Genomic DNA, 20,764 nt, shown 5'->3' with positions numbered 1-20,764 from the left:
GGGTCGTCTATCCCGTCCGTCGACGGGAACGAGGAAAACCCAGAAGTTTACCACCCGGAGGCGCATCGCATCGCCCTCCTTCTTCACGCGGCAATGGGCGTCGGACGGCCACCCGGGGACGCTGCCGCCGCGCCGCCGGCGGGAGGCAAGTCGGCGCAGTGACACAAGCTGCTCCGCCCCTCAGCCCCCTCAGCCCCCTCAGCCCCCTCAGCCCCCTCAGCCCCCTCAGCGGCTCAGCGGCTCAGCGGCTCAGCGGCTCAGCGCGCTCAGTCGTTCAGCCGCTGCTGCCGCGGCTGCAGTTCCAGCCCCAGCTTGACGAACAGGTCGAAGGCATCGGCCAGCAGGTGCTGCTGGCGTGGCAGCAGGCTCGAATACGGCATGTCGTAGATCGACTGGTGCGCGCCGCGGTTGCCCTTGAGCCCGCGGTCGCGGGCGATGTCGGACAGCAGCGCCGCGAAGCCGGACAGGTCTTCGGCGTCGATGGCGTGGTTCAGCACGGTGGCCAGCAACTGCGGCGAGGCAGTGGCCCAGCACCCGACCAGTTCGGCGTTGGCCGCACCTTCCGGGAAGTCGGAGGAATTGTCGCTTGCATCCATATCAGCATTGTCGGCGCGGTTTTTGCCATCTTTAGACCTCCCCTACGAGAGAGGGGGCCGAGGCGGCGGCCGCGCCGTCACGGTCAGCTTGCGGCGTTGCGCTCCACCCAGGCCGCAAAGGTCGTCAGGAATTTGCCCAGAAAGGCACGTGTCGATTCGTTGCCGATATTGCCCTGCGCATCGAACAGCTTGTCGACACCACCGATATAGGCCTCCGGCATCTGGAGCACCGGCACATTGAGAAACACCAGCGACTGGCGCAGATGGTGGTTGGCGCCAAACCCGCCGATGGCGCCCGGCGAGGCGCTGATTACCGCCCCGGGCTTGCGATCCCAGGCGCTCTGCCCATAGGGACGCGACCCCACGTCGATGGCATTCTTCAGCGGCGCGGGCACCGAGCGGTTGTACTCGGGGGTCACGAACAGCACCGCGTCGGCGCGGCGGATCCGGTCGCGGAAAGCGGTCCAGGCCGCCGGCGGGTTGTCATCGTCGTCCTGGTTGTAGAGCGGCAGCTGACCGATCTCGACGATGTCGAGCTTGAGCTCGGCCGGGGCCAGCTGCGCCAGCGCCAATGCCAGCTTGCGATTGAAGGAATCCTTGCGGAGACTGCCCACCAGTACCGCGACGTCGCGTGGAGTGCTCATCGTGCTTCCTTTTCTGAGAGAGACGGGGAAAGGAAAGACTGCCGAAAAACGGCGGGACCGGCCATCTCCGGCCGGCGCCCAGACCACACTCTAACCCGATGTGGCGTCGGCCGTGCGCGCGCCTGCCGCGAGGGCATCGGCGCGCACGGAGCCCGCACCGGCGCGCGCGTCCGCTCAGGCCTGCAATCCGGCCAGCGGATGCGCCTCGGCGCGCCACGGACTGTCGAAGAAGGCGAGCACCTTGTTGCGCTCGACCTCGTCGAGCCGGGCCGGCCGCCACTTCGGCCCGTGGTCCTTGTCGATTGCCAGCGCGCGGATGCCCTCGACGCCGTCGCCGTAGCGGAACACGTCATGCATCATGTCGAGCTCCATGCGCAGCTCGTCCTCGAGCGCCATGGTCCGCGCGCGGCGGATCTGCTCCAGCGTCACGCACAGCATCAGCGGGGAGCGGGTACGCAAGGCGGCGGCCGTCTGAGCGGACCAGTCGTCGCTGGCATCGCTGACGATGGCAACGATCTGCTGGACCGTGGCGGCGCCGAAGGTCCCGTCGATTGCCTCGCGCTGGCGCGCCAGCATGCTCGCGGCCGGATCGCAGGCGGCGCGATGCCCAGCGCTGCAGGCATCGATCGCGGCCAGCACTTCGTCGCCACTGGCAAAGTTGCCGGCGCGCAGCGACGCCACCAGCTCGGCCAGCGCGTTGCTCGGCACGAAGGCGTCGGCCAGGCCGGCGTACAGCGCGTCGGCCGCGTGAATCACGTTGCCGGTCAGGCCCAGGTACTCGCCCAGGCGGCCCGGGGTGCGGGCCAGGAACCAGCCGCCGCCCACGTCCGGAAACAGCCCGATATTGGTCTCGGGCATCGCCATCTTGGTGCGCTCGGTGACCAGGCGCCGCCGCGCGCCCTGCGAGATGCCCATGCCGCCGCCCATCACCACGCCGTCCATCAGCGCGATATAGGGCTTCGGATAGCGGTGGATCTTGTGATTGAGCGCGTATTCCTCGACAAAGAACTGGTCCAGCGTCGGATCGCCGGCGAGCGCGGCCTGATGGAAGAAACGGATGTCGCCGCCCGCGCAGAAGGCCTTGCCGCCCGCACCGGCGACCACCACGGCGACGACGCCGGGATCGGCCGCCCACTGGTCCAGCGCCTGCGTCAAGGCGCGCACCATGTCGAGCGACAGGGCATTGAGGGCCTGGGGCCGGGTCAGCGTCAGATAGCCGACACCGCCGACGACTTCGGTTGCAACAAACTCGGTCATGTCTCCTGTTCCTGTGGTGACGAAATGCAGGCCGCCACTGTACACCAGCCATGCCGGCCCGCAGTCCGTAACGCCGGGAGGATACCGAGGTATGCCAGGGGACCCCGGGGATGTCTGGGGATGCCGGCCAATTCAGGCAAGACGGAAACGCGCCATCAGGCCGGTCAGCCGCTGCGCCTGGTCCTCCAGCGAGGTCGCCGCGGCGGCCGCCTCTTCGACCAGCGCGGCATTCTGCTGGGTCATGCCGTCCATCTGCGTGACCGCCTGATTCACCTGCTCGATGCCCTGCGACTGCTCCATCGAGGCGGCGCTGATGCCGCCGACGATCGCGCTGACGCGGCGCACCGCCCCGACGATGTCCTCCATCGCGCGGCCGGCATCGGCGACGATATCGCTGCCGGCGCGAACATTGCGCACCGATTCGTCGATCAGCCCGCGGATTTCCTTCGACGCGGTCGCACAACGCTGCGCCAGATCGCGCACGTCGCCCGCCACCACCGCGAAGCCGCGGCCATGCTCGCCGGCACGCGCGGCCTCGACCGCGGCGTTCAGCGCGAGGATGTTGGTCTGGAAGGCGATCTTCTCGATCACGTCGATGATGTCGACGATCCGGTTGGCGCTGGCGTCGATTGCCCGCATGGTGTCGACCACGCGCGTCACCGCTTCCCCGCCCCGCTCCGCCAGCCCGCTGGCGTCGCCCGCCAGCGCATTCGCTTCGCGGGCATTGTCCGCGGTCTGCCGTACCGTGCCGGTCAGTTGCTCCATGCTCGAGGCGGTCTGCTCGAGCGAGGCCGCCTGCTCTTCGGTGCGCTGGGACAGATCGGCGTTGCCCAGCGCGATCTGCCGGCTCGCCGCGGCGATGGCGTCGGCGCCGGTACGCACCTCGCCGACCATGCCCGCCAGACTCGCTTCCATCCGGGCCAGCATGGCGAGCATGCGGCCGGTCTCGTTGCGGCTGACCTCGTTGCGGCTCACCTCTTGTGCGATGCCGGCCCCGCTATCCGCAGCACGATGACCCTGCTGCCCGGGCGTATCGAGGGCGCGCGCCGCGCTCAAATCCCCGCGCGCGATCCGCTCGAAACGCGCGATCGCGGTCTCGAGCGGGCCGACGATCGAGCCGCACAGCCGCCACGCAAAGATGGTGCTGAACGCCAGGCCCAGCGCCAGCAGCACCAGCGACCACGCGCGCAGCTTCGCATAGCGATGTTGCGACTCCTGATAGACGGACTCGGCCGCTGCCGTCTGCAGCTTGTTCAGCTCGGCATTGGCCGACGTGAAGGCGATATCGAGCTTCGGAATGGTCTCGAGCACCAGCGCCATCACGCGCTCGCGATCGCCCGCCTTCAGCGCGGCGATCATCGGCTCGACCCCTTGCTTGTGCAGCGCCTCGCGGCGTGCCGACACCAGCTCGGCAGCGCGGTCTTCCTCCGTGCCGCGCGGCAGTGCCAGATAGGCCTTCCACGCCGTCTCCGAGGCCCGCGCGAATCCGGCCGCGGTATCGGCACGCGCCAGCGCATCGGCCGGATCGGTGGCGAACGTCGCCTGGTCGAGCAGCACGCGCACCAGCAACTGGTTTGCGCGCGCCTCGGACAGATGCATCGCGGCGGCCAGCTGATGCTGATGGATCTGCCGCGTCGCGTCGTTGCTGCGCGACATGCCGAGCCAGCCAAAGGCGCCGACGATCAGCAGGATCAAATTGGTAACGACAATGAGGCTCCACAATCTGGCGCCAATGGTGGTGTTGCGAAACATTCCAGCTCCCCGTTCTTATCGTGCGATCACGGCATGTTTGCCGCCCCGCTATCAACGGCGCGCCGGCGCGTTCCTTGACGGCATGGAAAGGAAAGACTGTGTATCCGGCGGATGCACGAATCGGATCGCCCATCGCGCATTGCCCATCGCGCATTGCGCATCGCGCATTGCCCATCACGCATTGCCCATCACGCATTGCCCATCGCGGCCGGCTTATCGAAGCGGACGATGGGCCGTAGAATCGCCGGATTCCATCGTCGGAGAGCCACCATGACCGTCAAGCGAGTCGTCGCAAACATCGCCGCCCCGAACATCGAGGCGGCCCAGGCCTTCTATGGCGACCTGCTTGGCATGGCAGTCGTGATGGATCACGGCTGGATCCGGACCTATGCGACCGGGCAAGACACCACGCCGCAGATCAGCATCGCGACCGAGGGCGGCTCCGGTACCCCGGTGCCCGACCTGTCGATCGAGGTCGACAACCTCGACGAGGTCCACGCCAGGGCCGTGCAGGCGGGCTTGCGGATCGAATACGGCATCGCCGAGGAGCCCTGGGGCGTGCGGCGCTTCTTCGTTCGCGATCCGTTCGGCAGGCTGGTGAACATCCTCTGCCACCTCTGAGGACAGCGTCCTCCCCGCCTCGGCGCCCACAAACGACAAGGGCCGAGTCCCGTTCACCACAGGACTCGGCCCTTCCCCTTGCGGGCAGCGTATCGCTTGCGCTTATGCGCCTTCGCGCGACGCGCGCTTGCGCTCGTGTTCCTTCAGGAAGCGCTTGCGCAGGCGGATGCTCTTCGGCGTGATCTCGACCAGCTCGTCGTCGGCGATGAATTCCACCGCGTATTCGAGCGTCATCTGGATCGGCGGCACCAGGCGCACCGCTTCGTCGGTACCCGAGGCGCGCACATTGGTCAGCTGCTTGCCCTTGATCGGGTTCACGACCAGGTCGTTGTCGCGGCTGTGGATGCCGATGATCATGCCTTCGTACAGCGGGTCGCCCGGCTTGACGAACATGCGGCCGCGATCCTGCAGCTTCCACAGCGCGTAGGCCACGGCCTCGCCATCGTCCTGCGAGATCAGCACGCCGTTGTGGCGCTCGCCCAGGCCGCCCTCGCGCACCGGCGCGTAGTCGTCGAAGATGTGCGAGATCAGGCCGGTGCCGCGCGTCAGCGTCAGGAACTCGCCCTGGAAGCCGATCAGGCCGCGGGCCGGGATGCGGTATTCCAGGCGGGTACGGCCCTTGCCGTCCGACGCCATGTCGAGCAGTTCGCCCTTGCGGCGGCCCAGCTCTTCCATCACGGCCCCCTGGTGGCCGTCCTCGACGTCGACCGTCAGCAGCTCGTACGGCTCGTGCTTGACGCCGTCGATTTCCTTGAACACCACGCGCGGGCGCGACACGGCCAGCTCGTAGCCTTCCCGGCGCATGTTTTCCAGCAGGATGGTCAGGTGCAGTTCGCCGCGGCCCGACACTTCGAACACGGTGTCGTCGCCGGTTTCGGCCACGCGCAGCGCCACGTTGGACTTCAGTTCGCGGTCCAGGCGTTCGCGCAGCTGGCGGCTGGTGACGAACTTGCCTTCGCGGCCCGCCAGCGGCGAGGTGTTGACACAGAAGTTCATCGTCAGCGTGGGCTCGTCGACCTTCAGCATCGGCAGCGCGTCCTGCGCATCGGGCGCGCAGACGGTGCAGCCAATACCCAGTTCCTCGATGCCGTTGATCAGCACGATGTCGCCGGCCTCGGCCTCGGGCACGATCTCGCGCTCCAGGCCGCGGAACTTCAGCACCTGGTTGATGCGGCCCTTGATCGGGTTGCCCTCGGGGCCGAACTTGACCACCACGTCCTGCAGCGGACGGGCGCGGCCGCGCGAAATACGGCCGACGCCGATCTTGCCGACGTAGCTCGAGTAGTCCAGCGAGATGATCTGCAGCTGCAGCGGACCGTCCGGGTCGTCGTTACGGACCGGAACCTTGTCGAGCACGGTCTCGAACAGCGGCTTCATGTCGCCGTCGCGCACATCCTCGGTCAGGCCGGCGTAGCCGTTCAGGCCCGAGGCGTAGATCACCGGGAAGTCGAGCTGCTCGTCGGTCGCGCCCAGCTTGTCGAACAGGTCGAAGGTCTGGTTGATGACCCAGTCCGGACGGGCGCCCGGACGGTCGATCTTGTTGATCACGACGATCGGCTTAAGGCCCAGCGCCAGCGCCTTGCGCGTGACGAAACGGGTCTGCGGCATCGGGCCTTCGACCGCGTCGACCAGCAGCAGCACGCCGTCGACCATCGACAGCACGCGTTCGACCTCGCCACCGAAGTCGGCGTGGCCCGGGGTGTCGACGATATTGATATGGGTGCCGTTGTACTCGACCGCACAGTTCTTCGCCAGGATGGTGATCCCGCGTTCTTTTTCCAGGTCGTTCGAGTCCATCACCCGCTCCGCAACCTGCTGGTTCTCACGGAAGGTGCCTGCCTGGCGCAGGAGTTGGTCCACCAAGGTGGTCTTGCCATGATCGACGTGGGCGATGATGGCGATATTGCGGATTGCGCGGGTCATTGCGGCTCTCGCTTGCAGCTGGGCATCAAAAATTCAACCCGCCATTCTAGCATGTTGCGACGCAAAACTGCGGGCGGCCGTTCGGTCTGTCTATCGCGTTGCTGCAAGGGCTTGCAGCGCACTATTTCCAAATCAGAAATGACGAATTGACGTTCTTGCGGTTTTCTCAGCACGTGCATATATTTGCCACGACAAAGATTGCATAGGCAAATGATGAACGCCCCGGGCACCGACGACACCTTCCCCTTCGATCCCGCCTCCTATCGGATCTGCGACAGCGTCGGCTATCTGATGGCGCGGGCCAAGGGCGATCTGTCGCGCGACGTCGAGCAGGAGGTCGGCGCGCTGGATATCACGCACGCCCAGGCCTCCTGCCTGGTGATGCTGGCGCACGGCCGCGCCCGTACGGTGACCGATCTGGGCCGGGAGCTGAACACCGATATGGGCTCGGTCACGCGCCTGATCAGCCGCATGGAAAAACGCGGCCTGGTCGAGCGGCAGCGCAGCGACGCCGACCGGCGCATCGTCGACCTGCGCGTCACGCCGGCCGGCCACGCGCTGGTCGACCAGCTGCCCGCGATCTTCTGCCGCGTGCTGAACCGGCGCTTCCGCGGCTTCACCGAGGCCGAGATCGCCCAGTTCCGCGACATGTTGCAGCGGGTGATCGCCAACAACACCGGATAGCGCCCTAGCCAGCCTCCCGCCGCCAGCCGGCCAGATTCGCCGCCGCGGTCCGTGCCATCGGCACCCGACCGCCGCCCTCGCATTTTCGGCATTTCGTTGTCGCCCAACATGAACCCTCAAATTTCGATTTCCCGCCGCGCTCCGGCGCGGCAACCGGCCCGCCGTCTCGGCGCCTTCGCGCTCAGCGCGCTGGCCGCCGCCGCACTGGCGGGCTGCGCCGCCTTCGGCAACTCCCACACCACCCAGGTCATGACCGAGCCCGCGCAGCTGGCCACCGCGCAGACGCTGCCGGGCCAGCATGGCCAGTGGCCGTCGCAGGACTGGGTCGACCAGTTTGGCGATCCGCAACTGCGCGCGCTGGTCGACGAGGCCGTGCAGAACAGCCCCAACCTGCAGGCGGCCCTCGCCCGGGTGCAAGCCTCGCGCGCGATGGCCGACGCCACGCGCAGCGCGCTGTATCCGCATCTGGATCTGGACGCCTCGCTGTCGCGCCAGCGCTTCTCCGAGACCGATCTGTACGAAGGCACGCCGCGTGCCGGCTCGTGGCAGAACCTGTCGCGGCTGCAGGCCGGCCTGTCCTACGACCTCGACTTCTGGGGCAAGAACCGCTCGGCGCTGGAAGCGGCGCTGTCCGACGACCGTGCCGCCGAAGCCGAAAGCCAGGCTTCGCGGCTGCTGCTGACCACCGCGGTGGCGCGCAACTACGCGCGGCTGGCCGCGCTGTTCGCGCAGCGCGATGTGGCCGAGCGCGCCATCGCCCAGCGCGGCGACCTGACCGAGCTGTCGCGCCAGCGCCTGTCGGCCGGTCTCGACACGCAGGTGGAAACCACGCAGGCCCGCGCCACGGTGGCGTCGGCCCGCACCGATCTGCAGCGCATCGACGAAGAGATCGCGCTGGCGCGCAACCAGATCGCGGCGCTGCTCGGCAAGGGTCCGGACCGGGGCCTGGCCATCCAGCGGCCGACGCTGCTGGCGCATGCCACGCCGACGCTGCCGGACAACCTGGCGATCGACCTGCTCGGCCGCCGGCCCGATCTGGTCGCGGCGCGCTGGCGCGTCGAGGCCTCATCGAAGGACATCGAGGTCGCGCGCGCGGAGTTCCTGCCCAATGTCACGCTGAGCGCCTTCGCGGGCCTGGCCTCGCTCGATCCGTCCAACCTGCTGCTCGGCATCAGCCGCCAGTTCGGCTTCGGCCCGGCGGTGCGCCTGCCGATCTTCGAAGGCGGACGGCTGCGCGCGAACCTGAAGGGCAAGCACGCGCAATACGACCTGGCGGTGGCCAATTACAACCAGACGCTGGTCGATGCGCTGCGCGAGACCGCCGATACGGTGACCAGCATCCGCAGCGTCGATCAGCAGATCCAGACGCAACGCGAGGCGCTGGAGCTTGCGGAGCATGCCTATGCGCTGGCGACCACGCGCTACAAGGCGGGCCTGGGCACGCAGCTGACCGTGCTGAACGCCGAGAGCAACGTGCTGCAGCAGCGGCGCCTGGCCACCGATCTGCAGGCGCGCCGTCTGGATCTGCAGATGGCGCTGGTCAAGGCGCTGGGTGGCGGTTACCAGGAGCCCGGCGAGTCCGCCCATCCGGAGCCGGCACAGGCTGGAAAGCCGGCCACGGCCACGACCACGGCCGCACCCGCGCCGCGCCGCGCCGCGGCGCACGGCTGACGCGCCCCACCACCCCGCCACAACACGACAGCGAAGAACAACGACAACGTCGAACCGTTCAAGCGACCGACATCAAGCGACCGACATCATGAGCGACCAACAACAGAACCAGAACGCGGCCACCCGCACGCAACCCTCCGACAACAACAACGGCAAGCGCAAGCGCCTGCTGCTCTCGCTGACCGCCGCGGTGGTGGTCGCGGGCCTGGCCTACGGCGGCTACTGGGCCCTGTATGCCCGGCATTTCGAAAGCACCGACGACGCCTACGTGGCGGGCAACGTGGTCCAGGTGACCCCGCTGGTGCCGGGCACGGTGGTGGGCATTGGCGCCGACGACACGCAGTTGGTCAACGCCGGCCAGCCGCTGATCCAGCTCGACCGCGCCGACAGCGAGGTCGCGCTGGCCCAGGCCGAGGCACAGCTGGCACAGGCGGTGCGCGAGGTGCGCACGCTGTACGTCAACAACGGCTCGCTGGCGGCCAACGTGGCGCTGCGCCAGGCCGATGTCGCGCGGGCCCGCGAAGACCTGAAGCGCCGCCAGGCCATCGCCGGCTCGGGCGCGGTTTCCTCCGAAGAACTGGCCCATGCGCGCACCACGCTGCAGGCCGCCGAATCGGCGCTGCAGGCCGCGCGCGAGCAGCTCGCGTCGAACAAGGCGCTGACCGACCAGACCACCGTCGAGAAGCACCCCAACGTGCAGCGCGCCGCGGCCAACGTGCGCGCCGCCTACCTGAACTACGCGCGCTCGCAGCTGCCGGCGCCGGTGACCGGCTATGTCGCCAAGCGCTCGGTGCAGGTCGGCCAGCGGGTGGCCGCCGGCGCGCCGCTGATGGCGGTGGTGCCGCTCGACCAGGTCTGGGTCGACGCCAACTTCAAGGAAGTCCAGATCACGCATATGCGGATCGGCCAGCCGGTCACGCTGCATGCGGACGTCTACGGCTCCGACGTCGAATACCACGGCAAGGTGGCCGGCTTCTCGGCCGGCACCGGCTCGGCGTTCTCGCTGCTGCCGGCGCAGAACGCCACCGGCAACTGGATCAAGGTGGTGCAGCGCCTGCCGGTGCGCATCGCGCTCGATCCGCAACAGCTGAAGGACCATCCGCTGCGCATCGGCCTGTCGATGAACGTCACCGTCGACGTGCGCAAGACCGAAGGCGCGGCGATGACAACCACCACCGCCAGCAAGCCGATGCAGACGGACGTCTATGACAAGGTCGGCCACGACGCCGATGCGCTGATCGCGCGCATCATCGCGACCAACAGCGGCCGCCAGGGCGCCGAGCCCGCGGCGCCGGCCTCGGCGGCCCGCGCGTCGACGGCCAGTTCCGCGACAACCGCCAAGAAAGCGACCACGCACGCCTGATCATGGCCGATACCCTGACCGCCCGCGAGGGCGCCGAACCCGCGCCCACATCGCCAGCGGCCCCTGCGCGCCCCGCGCACCAGGAACCGCTGTCGGGCGCCAAGCTGATCGTCGGCACGATCGCGCTGTCGCTGGCCACGTTCATGAACGTGCTCGACTCGTCGATCGCCAACGTGTCGATTCCCGCGATCTCCGGCGACCTGGGCGTGTCGCCGAACCAGGGCACCTGGGTCATCACCTCGTTCGCGGTCGCCAACGCGATCTCGGTGCCGCTGACCGGCTGGCTGACCACGCGCTTCGGCGCGGTGCGGCTGTTCGTCACGTCGATCCTGCTGTTCGTGCTGTCGTCGTGGCTGTGCGGCGTGGCGCCCAACCTGGAGGTGCTGCTGGCCGCGCGGATCCTGCAGGGCGCGGTGGCCGGGCCGATGATCCCGCTGTCGCAGTCGCTGCTGCTGTCGAGCTATCCGCCGCACAAGAGCACGATGGCGCTGGCGCTATGGGGCATGACCACGCTGGTCGCGCCGATCATGGGTCCGCTGCTGGGCGGCTGGATCTCGGACAACATGACGTGGCCGTGGATCTTCTACATCAACATCCCGGTGGGCATCCTGGCCGCGTACGCGACCTGGGCGATCTATCGCGAGCGCGAAACGCCGACGCGGGTGCTGCCGATCGACACCATCGGCCTGGCGCTGCTGGTGATCTGGGTCGGTTCGATGCAGCTGATGCTGGACAAGGGCAAGGAGCTCGACTGGTTCCATTCGACCGAGATCGTCACGCTGACGGTGGTCGCGGTGGTGGGCTTTCTGTTCTTCCTGGCGTGGGAGCGCTACGAGAAGCATCCGATCGTCGATATCAGCCTGTTCAACGGCCGCAACTTCAGCGCGGGCGTGGTGGCGATCTCGGTCGCCTACGGGCTGTTCTTCGGCAATCTGGTGATCCTGCCGCTATGGCTGCAGACGATCGTCGGGTATACCGCGACCGATGCCGGCATCGTGATGGCGCCGGTGGGCATCTTCGCGATCCTGCTGTCGCCGGTGATCGGGCGCAATCTGCCGAAGATGGACCCGCGCTGGGTCGCCACGGCGGCGTTCATCACATTCGGCATCGTCAGCCTGATGCGTTCGCGGTTCACGATCGACGTGGACACCACCACGCTGATGATCCCGACGCTGATCCAGGGCGCGGCGATGGCGATGTTCTTCATCCCGCTGACGTCGATCATCCTGTCGGGACAGCCGCCCGACAAGATTCCGGCGGCCTCGGGCCTGTCGAACTTCGTGCGGATCACCTTCGGCGCGATCGGTGCCTCGGTGTCGACCACCGTGTGGGAGAACCGCTCGGCGATGCACCATGCGCACCTGGTGGAACAGGTCAATCCCTACAACCCGATCTACAACGCCCAGGTCGAGCACCTGATGCAGCAGGGCATGAGCCATATGCAGGCGGTCGGCGTGATCGAGCGCACCATCTCGCAGCAGGCGTCGATGCTGGGCGCCAACGATATCTTCTGGATTTCGGGGGTGATGTTCTTCGGGCTGATCGTGTTCGTCTGGCTGACAAAGCCCAAGGGCGGTGGCGGCGGGTCCGCGGATGCCATGGGGGCGCATTGAGGGCGCACTGAGGGCGCACTGAGGGCGCATCGATGAGGCGTTGATCGGGCGCTCAGGCTCGGCAGAACGGCGACCGCTGCATGCCCTCTCCCCCGCCCCTCTCCCGCCCCTCTCCCGCATGCGGGAGAGGGGCGCAAACCTGCTGCGTCCCCTCCTCTCCAGGTGTTCCCCCTCTCCCGCGCGCGGGAGAGGGTCGGGCAGAGGGAATCCCGGGCGGTCGTCAGTCGGGCGCGTTCAACCGCACCAACCGCTCCGGCCGCAGCGCACCCTCGCGCCATCTGGCCACGCCCAGCAGCCGCGCCGGCTCGCCGCCATAGACGCGCGCCAGCGCGTCTTCACGCAATCCCGCACCTTTGAATACCGCCGCAGGCAGATCGCGTCCGGCGATGCGTTGGCCCTGCAGGAAGCGCTGCGTCGCCGCGGCGTCGAGCGTCACCGGCGCGCAGCGCTGCAGCAGCGCGTCCACCGGCGCCAGCAGGGCCGGACGCGCCGCGTCGTCCTGCTCGCCGAGCTGCTCCAGCGTGACCGCGCCGTCCAGCGTCAGATCGCCGACCGCGGTGCGCCGCAGCGCGGTCAGATGCGCGCCACAGCCCAGCGCCTCGCCAATGTCCTCGGCCAGCGTCCGGATGTACGTCCCCTTGCTGCAGGTCACGCGCATCGCGAACACGGGCGCCCCGGGCAGTTCGCAGCTCAGCAAGGCGATCTCGTGGATCGTCACGCTGCGCGCCGCGCGCTCGACCGTCTGGCCCGCGCGCGCGTATTCGTACAGCGGCCGGCCATCCTTCTTCAGCGCCGAATGCATCGGCGGCACCTGCTCGATCGGGCCGACGAAACGCACCAGCGCCTGGTTCAGCGCCGCGGCATCGCAGCTGACCGGACGTTCGGCGATCACCTCGCCTTCGGCATCGCCGGTCGAGGTGCGCTGCCCCAGTCGCACCGTTGCCTCATAGGTCTTGTCGGCATCGAGCAGATCCTGCGAAAACTTGGTCGCCTCGCCGAAGCACAGCGGCAGCAGCCCGGTCGCCAGCGGATCGAGCGTGCCGGTATGGCCGGCCTTGTTCGCGCGCAGCAGCCGCTTGGCGCGGATCAGCGCATCGTTGGACGACAGCCCGAGCGGCTTGTCGAGCAGCAGCACGCCATGCACGTCGCGGCGCGGCAGCCGAGGCGGACGTGGAGCGGTGGAATCGGTCATGGGGAATGAAACGGCAGGAGCGGCGGCGAGAGCGGTGGAAGCGGTGGCGGCAATGCGCTTGCCATATCGGCGCGCCTGCCATATCGGCGTGCCACCCGGCTGCGCGGCTCGGGAGAGGCGACGACGCAGGACGCGCCGGCGCCACGGACTTACTCGTCCTTGGCCCGTGTGGCGTTGGCCTGGTCGATCAGCTTCGACATCTCGATCGCATGTTCGACCGAGGTATCGTGCACGAAGCGCAGCGTCGGCACGGTATGGATATGGAGCCGCTTGAACAGCAGCGAATGGAGGTAGCCGGCCTTCTCGTTGAGGATCGCCTCGGCATCGGCCGGTTCGGCGCCCAGCACCGTGAAGTGGACCTTGGCGTGCGCGTAGTCCGGAGTCAGCGCCACCGACTGCAGCGTCACCAGGCCCAGGCGCGGGTCGCGCAGCTCGCGCTGGATCATCTCGGCCAGATCCTTCTGGATCTGATCGGACAGGCGCAGATTACGGGAAGAGATATTGCCTTTTTTGGCCATGCGATACGACTTTGCCAGCGGCGTCGCCAGCGAAGGCGATGGGTCCGACGGCGTGGATGGGCCGGCGGCGGCAAACCGGTGAAGGTTCGCCGCCGCGGCGCGCCGCCTTACAGCGTGCGCGCGACCTCGGTGATTTCATACACTTCGAGCTGGTCGCCTTCCTGAACGTCGTTGAAGTTCTTGATCGACAGACCGCACTCGAAGCCCTGCTTGACTTCCTTGACATCGTCCTTGAAGCGCTTGAGCGAATCGAGCTCGCCCGAGAACACCACGACGTTGTTGCGCAGCACGCGCACGAAGGCGCCCCGCTTGACCAGACCGTCGGTGACCATACAGCCGGCCACCGCGCCGATCTTCGGCACGCGGAACACCTGGCGCACCTCGACCTGGCCGATCGTCACTTCGCGCTTCTCCGGCGCCAGCATGCCCGACATCGCCGCCTTGATCTCGTCTACCGCATCGTAAATGATGTTGTAGTAGCGGATGTCGATGCCGTTGTTCTCGGCCAGCTTGCGCGCACCGGCGTCGGCACGCACGTTGAAGCCGATGATGACCGCCTTCGAGGCCGTGGCCAGGTTGACGTCGGACTCCGTGATGCCGCCCACCGCGCCGTGCACGATCTGCACGCGCACTTCGTCGGTCGACAGCTTCTGCAGCGATTGCACCAGCGCTTCCTGCGAACCCTGCACGTCGGCCTTGACGATCAGCGGCAGTGTCTGCACTTCGCCTTCCGTCATCTGTTCCAGCATGGTCTCGAGCTTGGCCGCCTGCTGCTTGGCCAGCTTGACGTCGCGGAACTTGCCCTGGCGGAACAGCGCGATTTCGCGCGCCTTGCGCTCGTCGGGCAGCACCAGCACTTCCTCGCCGGCCGCCGGCACTTCGGACAGGCCCTGGATCTCGACCGGAATCGAGGGGCCGGCTTCCTTGGTCGGCTTGCCGTTCTCGTCGAGCATCGCGCGGACACGGCCGTAGGCGCTGCCCGCCAGCACGACGTCGCCGCGCTTGAGCGTGCCGCTGCTGACCAGCACGGTCGCCACCGGGCCCTTGCCCTTGTCCAGCTGCGCTTCGACGACCAGGCCCTTGGCCGGCGCGTCCACCGGTGCCTTCAGCTCCAGGATTTCGGCCTGCAGCGACACCTGTTCCAGCAGCTCTTCGACGCCCTGGCCGGTCTTGGCCGACACCGGCACGAACGGCGAATCGCCGCCGTACTCTTCCGGCACGACCTGCTCGGCCACCAGTTCCTGCTTGACGCGGTCCGGGTTGGCTTCGGGCTTGTCGACCTTGTTGATCGCCACCACGATCGGCACGCCGGCCGCCTTGGCGTGGGCGATCGCCTCCTTTGTCTGCGGCATCACGCCGTCATCGGCGGCCACCACCAGGATCACGATATCGGTCGCCTTGGCACCGCGCGCACGCATCGCCGTGAAGGCCTCGTGGCCCGGCGTATCGAGGAAGGTGATCACGCCGCGGTCGGTTTCCACATGGTAGGCACCGATATGCTGCGTAATGCCGCCCGCTTCGCCGGCCGCGACCTTGGTGCGGCGGATGTAGTCCAGCAGCGAGGTCTTGCCGTGGTCGACGTGACCCATCACGGTGACGACCGGCGGACGCGGCAGCTGCTCGGCGTCCGACTGGTCCTCGCCGCCTTCGATCAGCAGCGCTTCCGGATCGTCCAGCTTGGCCGCCAGCGCCTTGTGGCCCATTTCCTCGACCACGATCATCGCGGTCTCCTGGTCCAGCACCTGGTTGATGGTCACCATCTGGCCGAGCTTCATCATCTGCTTGATGACCTCGGAGGCCTTGACGGCCATCTTGTGGGCCAGGTCCGCGACCGAGATGGTCTCGGGCACATGGACCTCGCGCACCACCGGCTCCATCGGGGCCTGGAAGCCGCTGCGATCGTCCTGCTGATGCTTGCCGCCACGGCCACGCGGGCCGCCGCGCCAGCCGCCGACACCGCCCGACGAATCGCCGCGGGTCTTCAGGCCACCGCCCTTCTTGCGCGAACCTTCGTCCTGCCAGGTCGAGGAGCCCTTGACCACCTTGCCGGTCTTCTTGTCGACCGTCGTGGTAGCCACCGCGGGCTTCTTCTCGTCCTTCTTGGCCTCGACCGTGCCGGCCGGCTTGACCGGCTTGTGCAGCGTGCCGCTCTGCTCGGCCTTCTTTTCCTCGGCCTTGCGCTCGGACGGTGCCTTCAGCACGCGCGCCGGCGCATTGAGCATCTGCTGGATCGCGCGGGCCTCGGCCTCGGCGGCCTCGCGGCGCTTGCGGGCCGCATCCTGCTCGGCGCGCACCTTGTCGGCGGCGGCCTTGGCATCGTCGGCGGCCTTCTGCGCGGCGGCGCGTTCGGCCGCCAGGCGCGTCTTGTCGTCCTCGGCCTTCTTGCGATCCGAATCCTCGTTGGCCTCGCTCGCGGCGCGCGTTGCCGCGGCCTCTTCCTCGGCCTTGCGGGCGGCCAGCTCGGCCTGGCGGCGTTCCTCTGCCTCCAGCGCTTCCTGGCGTGCGCGGCGCTCGGCCTCCTCGCGTTCGGCCGCCTCCTGGCGGGCCTTCAGCTCGGCTTCCTGGCGCGCCAGCAATTCGGCCTGGCGGCGTTCCTCTTCGGCGCGGCGCGCCAGCTCGGCCTGGTCGACCACCGGCTCGGAAACTTCCTGGCCGTCGGCCGCGCCATCGGCGGGCGACTCGTCGCGCTTGATCAGCACGCGCTTCTTGCGCACCTCGACCTGCACCGTGCGCGTCTTCCCGGTCGCATCCGCCTGGCGGATCTCCGAGGTTTCGCGCTTGGTCAGCGTGATCTTCTTGCGCGAGCCGTCATCGGCCTGACCGTGCGAACGCTTCAGGTAGTCCAGCAACCTGGCCTTGTCGGTCTCGGTGACCACGTCCTCAGGCTTGGACTTGCCCACCCCAGCTGCCTGCAATTGTTCCAGCAGGGCAGCTGCGCTGCGACTCAGTTCTGCGGCCAGTTGGGCAACTGTTGTGCTTGCCATTCAAACCCTTTCAATGCTCGGTTTCTACGTCGGGACAGTCTTGTGCGGAAAGCGCGCTCTATGCGAACGTGTCCCTCAGTTGAACCAGTGTTCCCGTGCTTTCATGATCAGCGCTTTGGCTTCTTCTTCGCTGACCCCGGTCATCTCGACCAGTTCGTCGACCGCCAGTTCGGCAAGGTCGTCACGCGTGTGGATATCGCCTTCGGCGAGCTTGCCGATCAGCTCCGGCGTCAGGCCGTCCAGCGAGCGCAGATCCTGCGACACCGACTCGACCTTCTCTTCGCGGGCCAGCTCCATCGTCAGCAGCGCATCGCGGGCGCGATTGCGCAGCTCGTTGACGGTGTCCTCGTCGAAGGCCTCGATCTCCATCATCTCGCTGATCGGCACGTAGGCGACTTCCTCGAGCGAGGAGAAGCCTTCCTCGATCAGGATGTCGGCCACTTCCTGGTCCACGTCCAGCTTGGACATGAACAGGCGCCGCACCACTTCGCTTTCCTCGGCCTGCTTCTGCGCCGATTCTTCCTGCGTCATGATGTTGATCTGCCAGCCGGTCAGTTCGGACGCCAGGCGCACGTTCTGTCCGCTGCGGCCGATCGCGACGGCGAGGTTTTCCTCGTCGACCACGACATCCATGCTGTGCTTCTCTTCATCGACGACGATCGACTGCACTTGCGCGGGCGCCAGCGCGCCGATCACGAACTGCGCCGGGTCTTCCGACCACAGCACGATGTCGACCGCTTCGCCGCCGATCTCGTTGCGCACCGCGGTGACGCGGGTACCGCGCACGCCGACGCAGGTGCCGATCGGATCGATGCGCTTGTCGTGCGCCACCACCGCGATCTTCGCGCGCACGCCCGGGTCGCGGGCGGCCGCCTTGATCTCCAGCAGGCCCTGTTCCATCTCGGGCACTTCGTTCTCGAAGAGCTTGATCAGGAACTGCGGCGAGGTGCGCGACAGCTCGATCTGCGGGCCGCGCGCGGTGCGGTCCACATTCAGGATATACGCTCGAACGCGGTCGCCGGTACGCAGATTTTCCTTCGGAATGATCTGGTCGCGGCCCAGCAACGCCTCGACGCGGCCGGACTCGACGATCAGGCCCTTCTTGTCGGCGCGCTTGACCGTGCCGGTCATGATCTTCTCGCCGCGTTCCAGGTAATCGTTCAGGATCTGCTCGCGCTCGGCGTCGCGGATCTTCTGCAGGATCACCTGCTTGGCGGCCTGCGCGCCGATGCGGCCGAACTCGACCGACTCGATCTGTTCCTCGACGAAATCGCCGAGTTCCATATTGGGGTCCTGCTCGCGGGCTTCAAACAGCAGGATCTGCTTGTCCGGCTCCTGCAGGCCCTGCTCGTCGGGCACCACCAGCCAGCGGCGGAAAGTCTCGTGCTCGCCGGATTCCCGATCGATGTGCACACGGATATCGACGTCTTCCTCGAAACGCTTCTTGGTGGCCGAAGCGAGAGCCGCTTCGAGCGCACCGAATACCACATCCTTGTCGACGTTCTTCTCGCGCGCAAGCGCATCGACGAGCAACAGAACTTCGCGGCTCATTGCTTGTTCCCTTTTCTCTGATTTCCTTTGAAGTCGATTACCGGCACCAGGCGCGCCTTGTCGACATCGGATACGGTAAATTCCAGCAGCGCGGGGCCATCCTTGCCCTCGAATTCCAGGCCGATCTTCTCGGCGCCGGGCTCCCCGGTGGGCGGCTGCAGGATGCCGACGAAGTTCTTGCGGCCGTCGATCGGCAGGCGCAGCGTCACGCGCGCCTCCTCGCCGGCAAAGCGAACATAGTCGGCCAGTTTCTTAAGCGGACGATCCAGTCCCGGAGAGGAGACCTCGAGCCGTTCGTAATCGACGTTCTCGACGGTCAGCACGTGGGTCAGCTGGCGGCTGACCTTCTCGCAATCCTCGATGGCAATGCCGGTGTCAGGTTGATCGATATAGACGCGCAGCAACCCGCCTGGGGCGCGTTCAAGTTCGACCAGCTCATACCCCATGCCGGTCAGTGTGGTTTCGATCAAATCTGCCAGATGCACTGTCGTTCCGAAAAATGGCCATCAAACTACCGGGCAAGGCCGCGGCGAATGGCCGGCTGCCTGCCGTCATCTCCGGCGGAGCCCCACATCGCGATTTTCCGCGTGTTCGGACGATCGGACGAACCAAAAAAAAATGGGCGGAACGCCCATCATTCGCCCATCCCCTGGAGGATGACTTTTTGAATAGACTCGCATTATACGCGCTAGGGCCACAAAAGGCAAAGCCGAGCGAAGGGGGCACGAATTGTGCCCGCCCTCGCCCCGTGCCGCCTCGCGGCCGGGCGCGCGTGCGCCTCAGCGCTTGCCGCCGCGCGGGCGTCCCCGCCCGGGGCCGCTCGGCTTGCCAGCCTTCGGAATCACATTGCCGTTGGGCTCGCCGCCGCGCCGCTGCGGACGTCCCTGGCCCTGGCCGCCCTGCCCCTGCGCGCCGCGCGCACCGCCACGCGGACCGCCGCGGCCACCGCCGGCCGGACCGCGCATGCCGGGTTGCTGCGGCATGCTGACGCCCGCCGCGAACCTGCCCGTGTGCGAGGTCAGCAGCGTCGGCGCGGTGATATAGCCCATCGACGTCTGCATCGGATCGGGCTGACCGCGATTGGCGCCGCCGCGGCCGCCTTCCTTGTTGAAGCGCGGCAGGCCATCCATGCCGGTCGGCATCGGCTTGCCCTCGATCGCGGCCTGCTCGCGCTGCTTGCGCCCGCCCACCTTGGTCGCGCCCTTCGGTGCGCCGGCCTGCTTGGCCGGCGCCTTCAGGCCGATCGCGGCCATCATCGCGCGCACCTCCTCGGGCTCGAGCTCCTGCCAGCGGCCGCGCTTGAGGCCGCGCGGCAGCAGGAACTGGCCATAACGGGTACGGATCAGCCGCGACACGGTCAGGCCGACCGCCTCGAACATGCGGCGCACCTCGCGGTTGCGGCCCTCGGTCAGCGCCACGTGATACCAGTGGTTGACCCCCTCGCCGCCGCCGTCGACGATGCGCAGGAAGTTGGCCTGGCCATCGTCGAGCTGGATGCCGTGCAGCAGGCGCTGCCGATCCGCCTCGGCCAGCTCGCCCAGCGTGCGCACCGCGTATTCGCGCTCGACGCCGTAGCGCGGATGCATGAAGCGGTTGGCGATATCGCCTGATGTCGTGAAGATCAGCAGGCCTTCGGTGTTGAAGTCCAGCCGGCCCACGGCCACCCATTTGGCGGTCTTCAGGCGCGGCAGGCTGTCGAACACGGTCGGGCGGCCTTCCGGATCCGACTGGCTGACGATCTCGCCCGACGGCTTGTGGTATAGCAGCACGCGGGGGGGCTTGGTGGTCACGCGGCGGTGGATCAGCTTGCCGTTGACGCGGACCTGGTCGGTCGGCAGGATGCGTTGCCCGATATGCGCGGGCAGGCCGTTGACGGACACGCGGCCCTGCAGGATCAGTTCTTCCATTTCCCGGCGCGAACCGAGACCGCCTTCGGCCAGCACCTTGTGCAGCTTGGGCGCATCGTCCTCGGCGGACAGCTCGCGCACCGGCTTGGCCTTGCGCGCCGCCCCGGCAGCGCCGCCATCGGCGTCGTACTGGCCCGAGATCACGAAGCGGAACAGGTCCTCGGCCGCGGCGCTCTTGTCGCCCTTCGCGGCCGGCCTGGCGCCGCCCTTGTCGGCGGTCGGCGCGGCAGACTTGCCGGCGCCCTTGGCGGGCCGGGCCGCGTTCTTGCCGCCCTTGCGCTTGCCGCCCGGACGCGGCTGGCCGTTGTTGCCGGCCTCGCTCTCCGGCCGTGCGCCCTCGGCCCTGGCGCCGGCTTGCTGGCCGGCGTTCTGGCCAGCGTTCTGGCCTGCATTCGGGCCGGCATTGCCGCGGCCGCGGCGCTTGCCGGCGTTCTCGCGCGGCGCCTCGCCTTCGGCGGGCTTGGCGCGCCTGCCCCGTCCGCCTCGCG

The 20,764-nt window shown here is 67.9% G+C and carries 16 protein-coding genes; 5 read left to right on the top strand and 11 right to left on the bottom strand.

Annotated elements, in window-relative coordinates; all coding sequences use genetic code 11:
* Positions 1-266 precede the first annotated feature (266 nt).
* The 4 genes from F1599_RS22505 to F1599_RS22490 all read right to left on the bottom strand — a co-directional run bounded on the left by F1599_RS22505 (position 267) and on the right by F1599_RS22490 (position 4,249).
* A complete protein-coding gene (locus F1599_RS22505) occupies positions 267-596 on the bottom strand; it encodes a hypothetical protein (protein ID WP_149319100.1) in 330 nt (109 codons plus the stop codon).
* 83 nt (positions 597-679) lie between these two features.
* The gene (locus F1599_RS22500) at positions 680-1,240 is read right to left on the bottom strand and encodes an NADPH-dependent FMN reductase (RefSeq protein ID WP_149319101.1); all 561 of its coding nucleotides are present in this window, start codon (positions 1,238-1,240) and stop codon (positions 680-682) included.
* Positions 1,241-1,414: 174 nt separating this feature from the next.
* Complete coding sequence (locus F1599_RS22495) at positions 1,415-2,497, bottom strand: enoyl-CoA hydratase/isomerase family protein (RefSeq protein WP_150084640.1); 1,083 nt, start codon at positions 2,495-2,497, stop codon at positions 1,415-1,417.
* Positions 2,498-2,629: 132 nt separating this feature from the next.
* Entirely contained in the window at positions 2,630-4,249 is a 1,620-nt protein-coding gene (locus tag F1599_RS22490) for a methyl-accepting chemotaxis protein (protein ID WP_150084639.1), read from the bottom strand.
* A 270-nt stretch (positions 4,250-4,519) separates the two neighbouring features.
* On the opposite strand from F1599_RS22490, the gene F1599_RS22485 reads away from it, so the two are divergent.
* A complete protein-coding gene (locus F1599_RS22485) occupies positions 4,520-4,870 on the top strand; it encodes a VOC family protein (protein ID WP_149319104.1) in 351 nt (116 codons plus the stop codon).
* A gap of 102 nt (positions 4,871-4,972) precedes the next feature.
* Here the strand turns inward: F1599_RS22485 and typA are convergent, their stop codons facing one another.
* Positions 4,973-6,793: a translational GTPase TypA gene (typA, locus tag F1599_RS22480; RefSeq protein ID WP_023264592.1), complete on the bottom strand. Its 1,821-nt coding sequence runs from the start codon at positions 6,791-6,793 to the stop codon at positions 4,973-4,975.
* A 210-nt stretch (positions 6,794-7,003) separates the two neighbouring features.
* On the opposite strand from typA, the gene F1599_RS22475 reads away from it, so the two are divergent.
* From F1599_RS22475 to F1599_RS22460, 4 genes are all read left to right on the top strand, one after another.
* Positions 7,004-7,477, top strand: a complete 474-nt coding sequence (locus F1599_RS22475; RefSeq protein ID WP_150084638.1) for a MarR family winged helix-turn-helix transcriptional regulator — start codon at positions 7,004-7,006, stop codon at positions 7,475-7,477.
* Positions 7,478-7,585: 108 nt separating this feature from the next.
* Positions 7,586-9,148, top strand: coding sequence for an AdeC/AdeK/OprM family multidrug efflux complex outer membrane factor (locus F1599_RS22470; protein ID WP_150084637.1), 1,563 nt, complete (start codon positions 7,586-7,588; stop codon positions 9,146-9,148).
* Between the two features lie 88 nt (positions 9,149-9,236).
* Complete coding sequence (locus tag F1599_RS22465) at positions 9,237-10,511, top strand: HlyD family secretion protein (RefSeq protein ID WP_149319107.1); 1,275 nt, start codon at positions 9,237-9,239, stop codon at positions 10,509-10,511.
* A gap of 2 nt (positions 10,512-10,513) precedes the next feature.
* On the top strand, positions 10,514-12,124 hold the full coding sequence (locus F1599_RS22460) for a DHA2 family efflux MFS transporter permease subunit (RefSeq protein WP_149319108.1): 1,611 nt from the start codon (positions 10,514-10,516) through the stop codon (positions 12,122-12,124).
* Between the two features lie 220 nt (positions 12,125-12,344).
* On the opposite strand, the gene truB is transcribed toward F1599_RS22460, so the two are convergent.
* The 6 genes from truB to rluB all read right to left on the bottom strand — a co-directional run.
* Positions 12,345-13,316 (bottom strand): tRNA pseudouridine(55) synthase TruB, encoded by a 972-nt coding sequence (gene truB / locus F1599_RS22455; RefSeq protein ID WP_150084636.1) that lies wholly within the window; start codon positions 13,314-13,316, stop codon positions 12,345-12,347.
* A 149-nt stretch (positions 13,317-13,465) separates the two neighbouring features.
* Positions 13,466-13,834: a 30S ribosome-binding factor RbfA gene (gene rbfA / locus F1599_RS22450; protein WP_149319110.1), complete on the bottom strand. Its 369-nt coding sequence runs from the start codon at positions 13,832-13,834 to the stop codon at positions 13,466-13,468.
* A gap of 107 nt (positions 13,835-13,941) precedes the next feature.
* Positions 13,942-16,818, bottom strand: a complete 2,877-nt coding sequence (infB, locus tag F1599_RS22445) for a translation initiation factor IF-2 (RefSeq protein WP_149319111.1) — start codon at positions 16,816-16,818, stop codon at positions 13,942-13,944.
* Positions 16,819-16,893: 75 nt separating this feature from the next.
* The gene (gene nusA / locus F1599_RS22440) at positions 16,894-18,369 is read right to left on the bottom strand and encodes a transcription termination factor NusA (RefSeq protein WP_149319112.1); all 1,476 of its coding nucleotides are present in this window, start codon (positions 18,367-18,369) and stop codon (positions 16,894-16,896) included.
* Positions 18,366-18,854 carry a ribosome maturation factor RimP gene (gene rimP / locus F1599_RS22435; protein ID WP_053822015.1) on the bottom strand — a complete coding sequence of 163 codons (489 nt, stop codon included), beginning with the start codon at positions 18,852-18,854 and terminating at the stop codon, positions 18,366-18,368. The genes nusA and rimP overlap by 4 nt, the downstream gene beginning before the upstream one ends.
* A 294-nt stretch (positions 18,855-19,148) precedes the next feature.
* Positions 19,149-20,764, bottom strand: a 1,616-nt coding sequence (gene rluB / locus F1599_RS22430) for a 23S rRNA pseudouridine(2605) synthase RluB (RefSeq protein WP_223819825.1), incomplete at its 5' end; no start/stop codon positions are given.

The organism is Cupriavidus cauae (genome assembly GCF_008632125.1).
Classification (GTDB): domain Bacteria; phylum Pseudomonadota; class Gammaproteobacteria; order Burkholderiales; family Burkholderiaceae; genus Cupriavidus; species Cupriavidus cauae.
This window is presented reverse-complemented; position numbering and strand designations above follow the sequence as displayed.

What these genes read in the sequence shown, in the direction of transcription:
- infB (WP_149319111.1), bottom strand. Translation starts at nt 16,818, where the DNA reads ATGGCAAGCACAACAGTTGCCCAACTGGCCGCAGAACTGAGTCGCAGC.
- F1599_RS22465 (WP_149319107.1), top strand. Translation starts at nt 9,237, where the DNA reads ATGAGCGACCAACAACAGAACCAGAACGCGGCCACCCGCACGCAACCC.
- typA (WP_023264592.1), bottom strand. Translation starts at nt 6,793, where the DNA reads ATGACCCGCGCAATCCGCAATATCGCCATCATCGCCCACGTCGATCAT.
- nusA (WP_149319112.1), bottom strand. Translation starts at nt 18,369, where the DNA reads ATGAGCCGCGAAGTTCTGTTGCTCGTCGATGCGCTTGCGCGCGAGAAG.
- truB (WP_150084636.1), bottom strand. Translation starts at nt 13,316, where the DNA reads ATGACCGATTCCACCGCTCCACGTCCGCCTCGGCTGCCGCGCCGCGAC.
- F1599_RS22470 (WP_150084637.1), top strand. Translation starts at nt 7,586, where the DNA reads ATGAACCCTCAAATTTCGATTTCCCGCCGCGCTCCGGCGCGGCAACCG.
- rbfA (WP_149319110.1), bottom strand. Translation starts at nt 13,834, where the DNA reads ATGGCCAAAAAAGGCAATATCTCTTCCCGTAATCTGCGCCTGTCCGAT.
- F1599_RS22505 (WP_149319100.1), bottom strand. Translation starts at nt 596, where the DNA reads ATGGATGCAAGCGACAATTCCTCCGACTTCCCGGAAGGTGCGGCCAAC.
- F1599_RS22475 (WP_150084638.1), top strand. Translation starts at nt 7,004, where the DNA reads ATGATGAACGCCCCGGGCACCGACGACACCTTCCCCTTCGATCCCGCC.
- F1599_RS22495 (WP_150084640.1), bottom strand. Translation starts at nt 2,497, where the DNA reads ATGACCGAGTTTGTTGCAACCGAAGTCGTCGGCGGTGTCGGCTATCTG.
- F1599_RS22490 (WP_150084639.1), bottom strand. Translation starts at nt 4,249, where the DNA reads ATGTTTCGCAACACCACCATTGGCGCCAGATTGTGGAGCCTCATTGTC.
- F1599_RS22460 (WP_149319108.1), top strand. Translation starts at nt 10,514, where the DNA reads ATGGCCGATACCCTGACCGCCCGCGAGGGCGCCGAACCCGCGCCCACA.
- F1599_RS22485 (WP_149319104.1), top strand. Translation starts at nt 4,520, where the DNA reads ATGACCGTCAAGCGAGTCGTCGCAAACATCGCCGCCCCGAACATCGAG.
- F1599_RS22500 (WP_149319101.1), bottom strand. Translation starts at nt 1,240, where the DNA reads ATGAGCACTCCACGCGACGTCGCGGTACTGGTGGGCAGTCTCCGCAAG.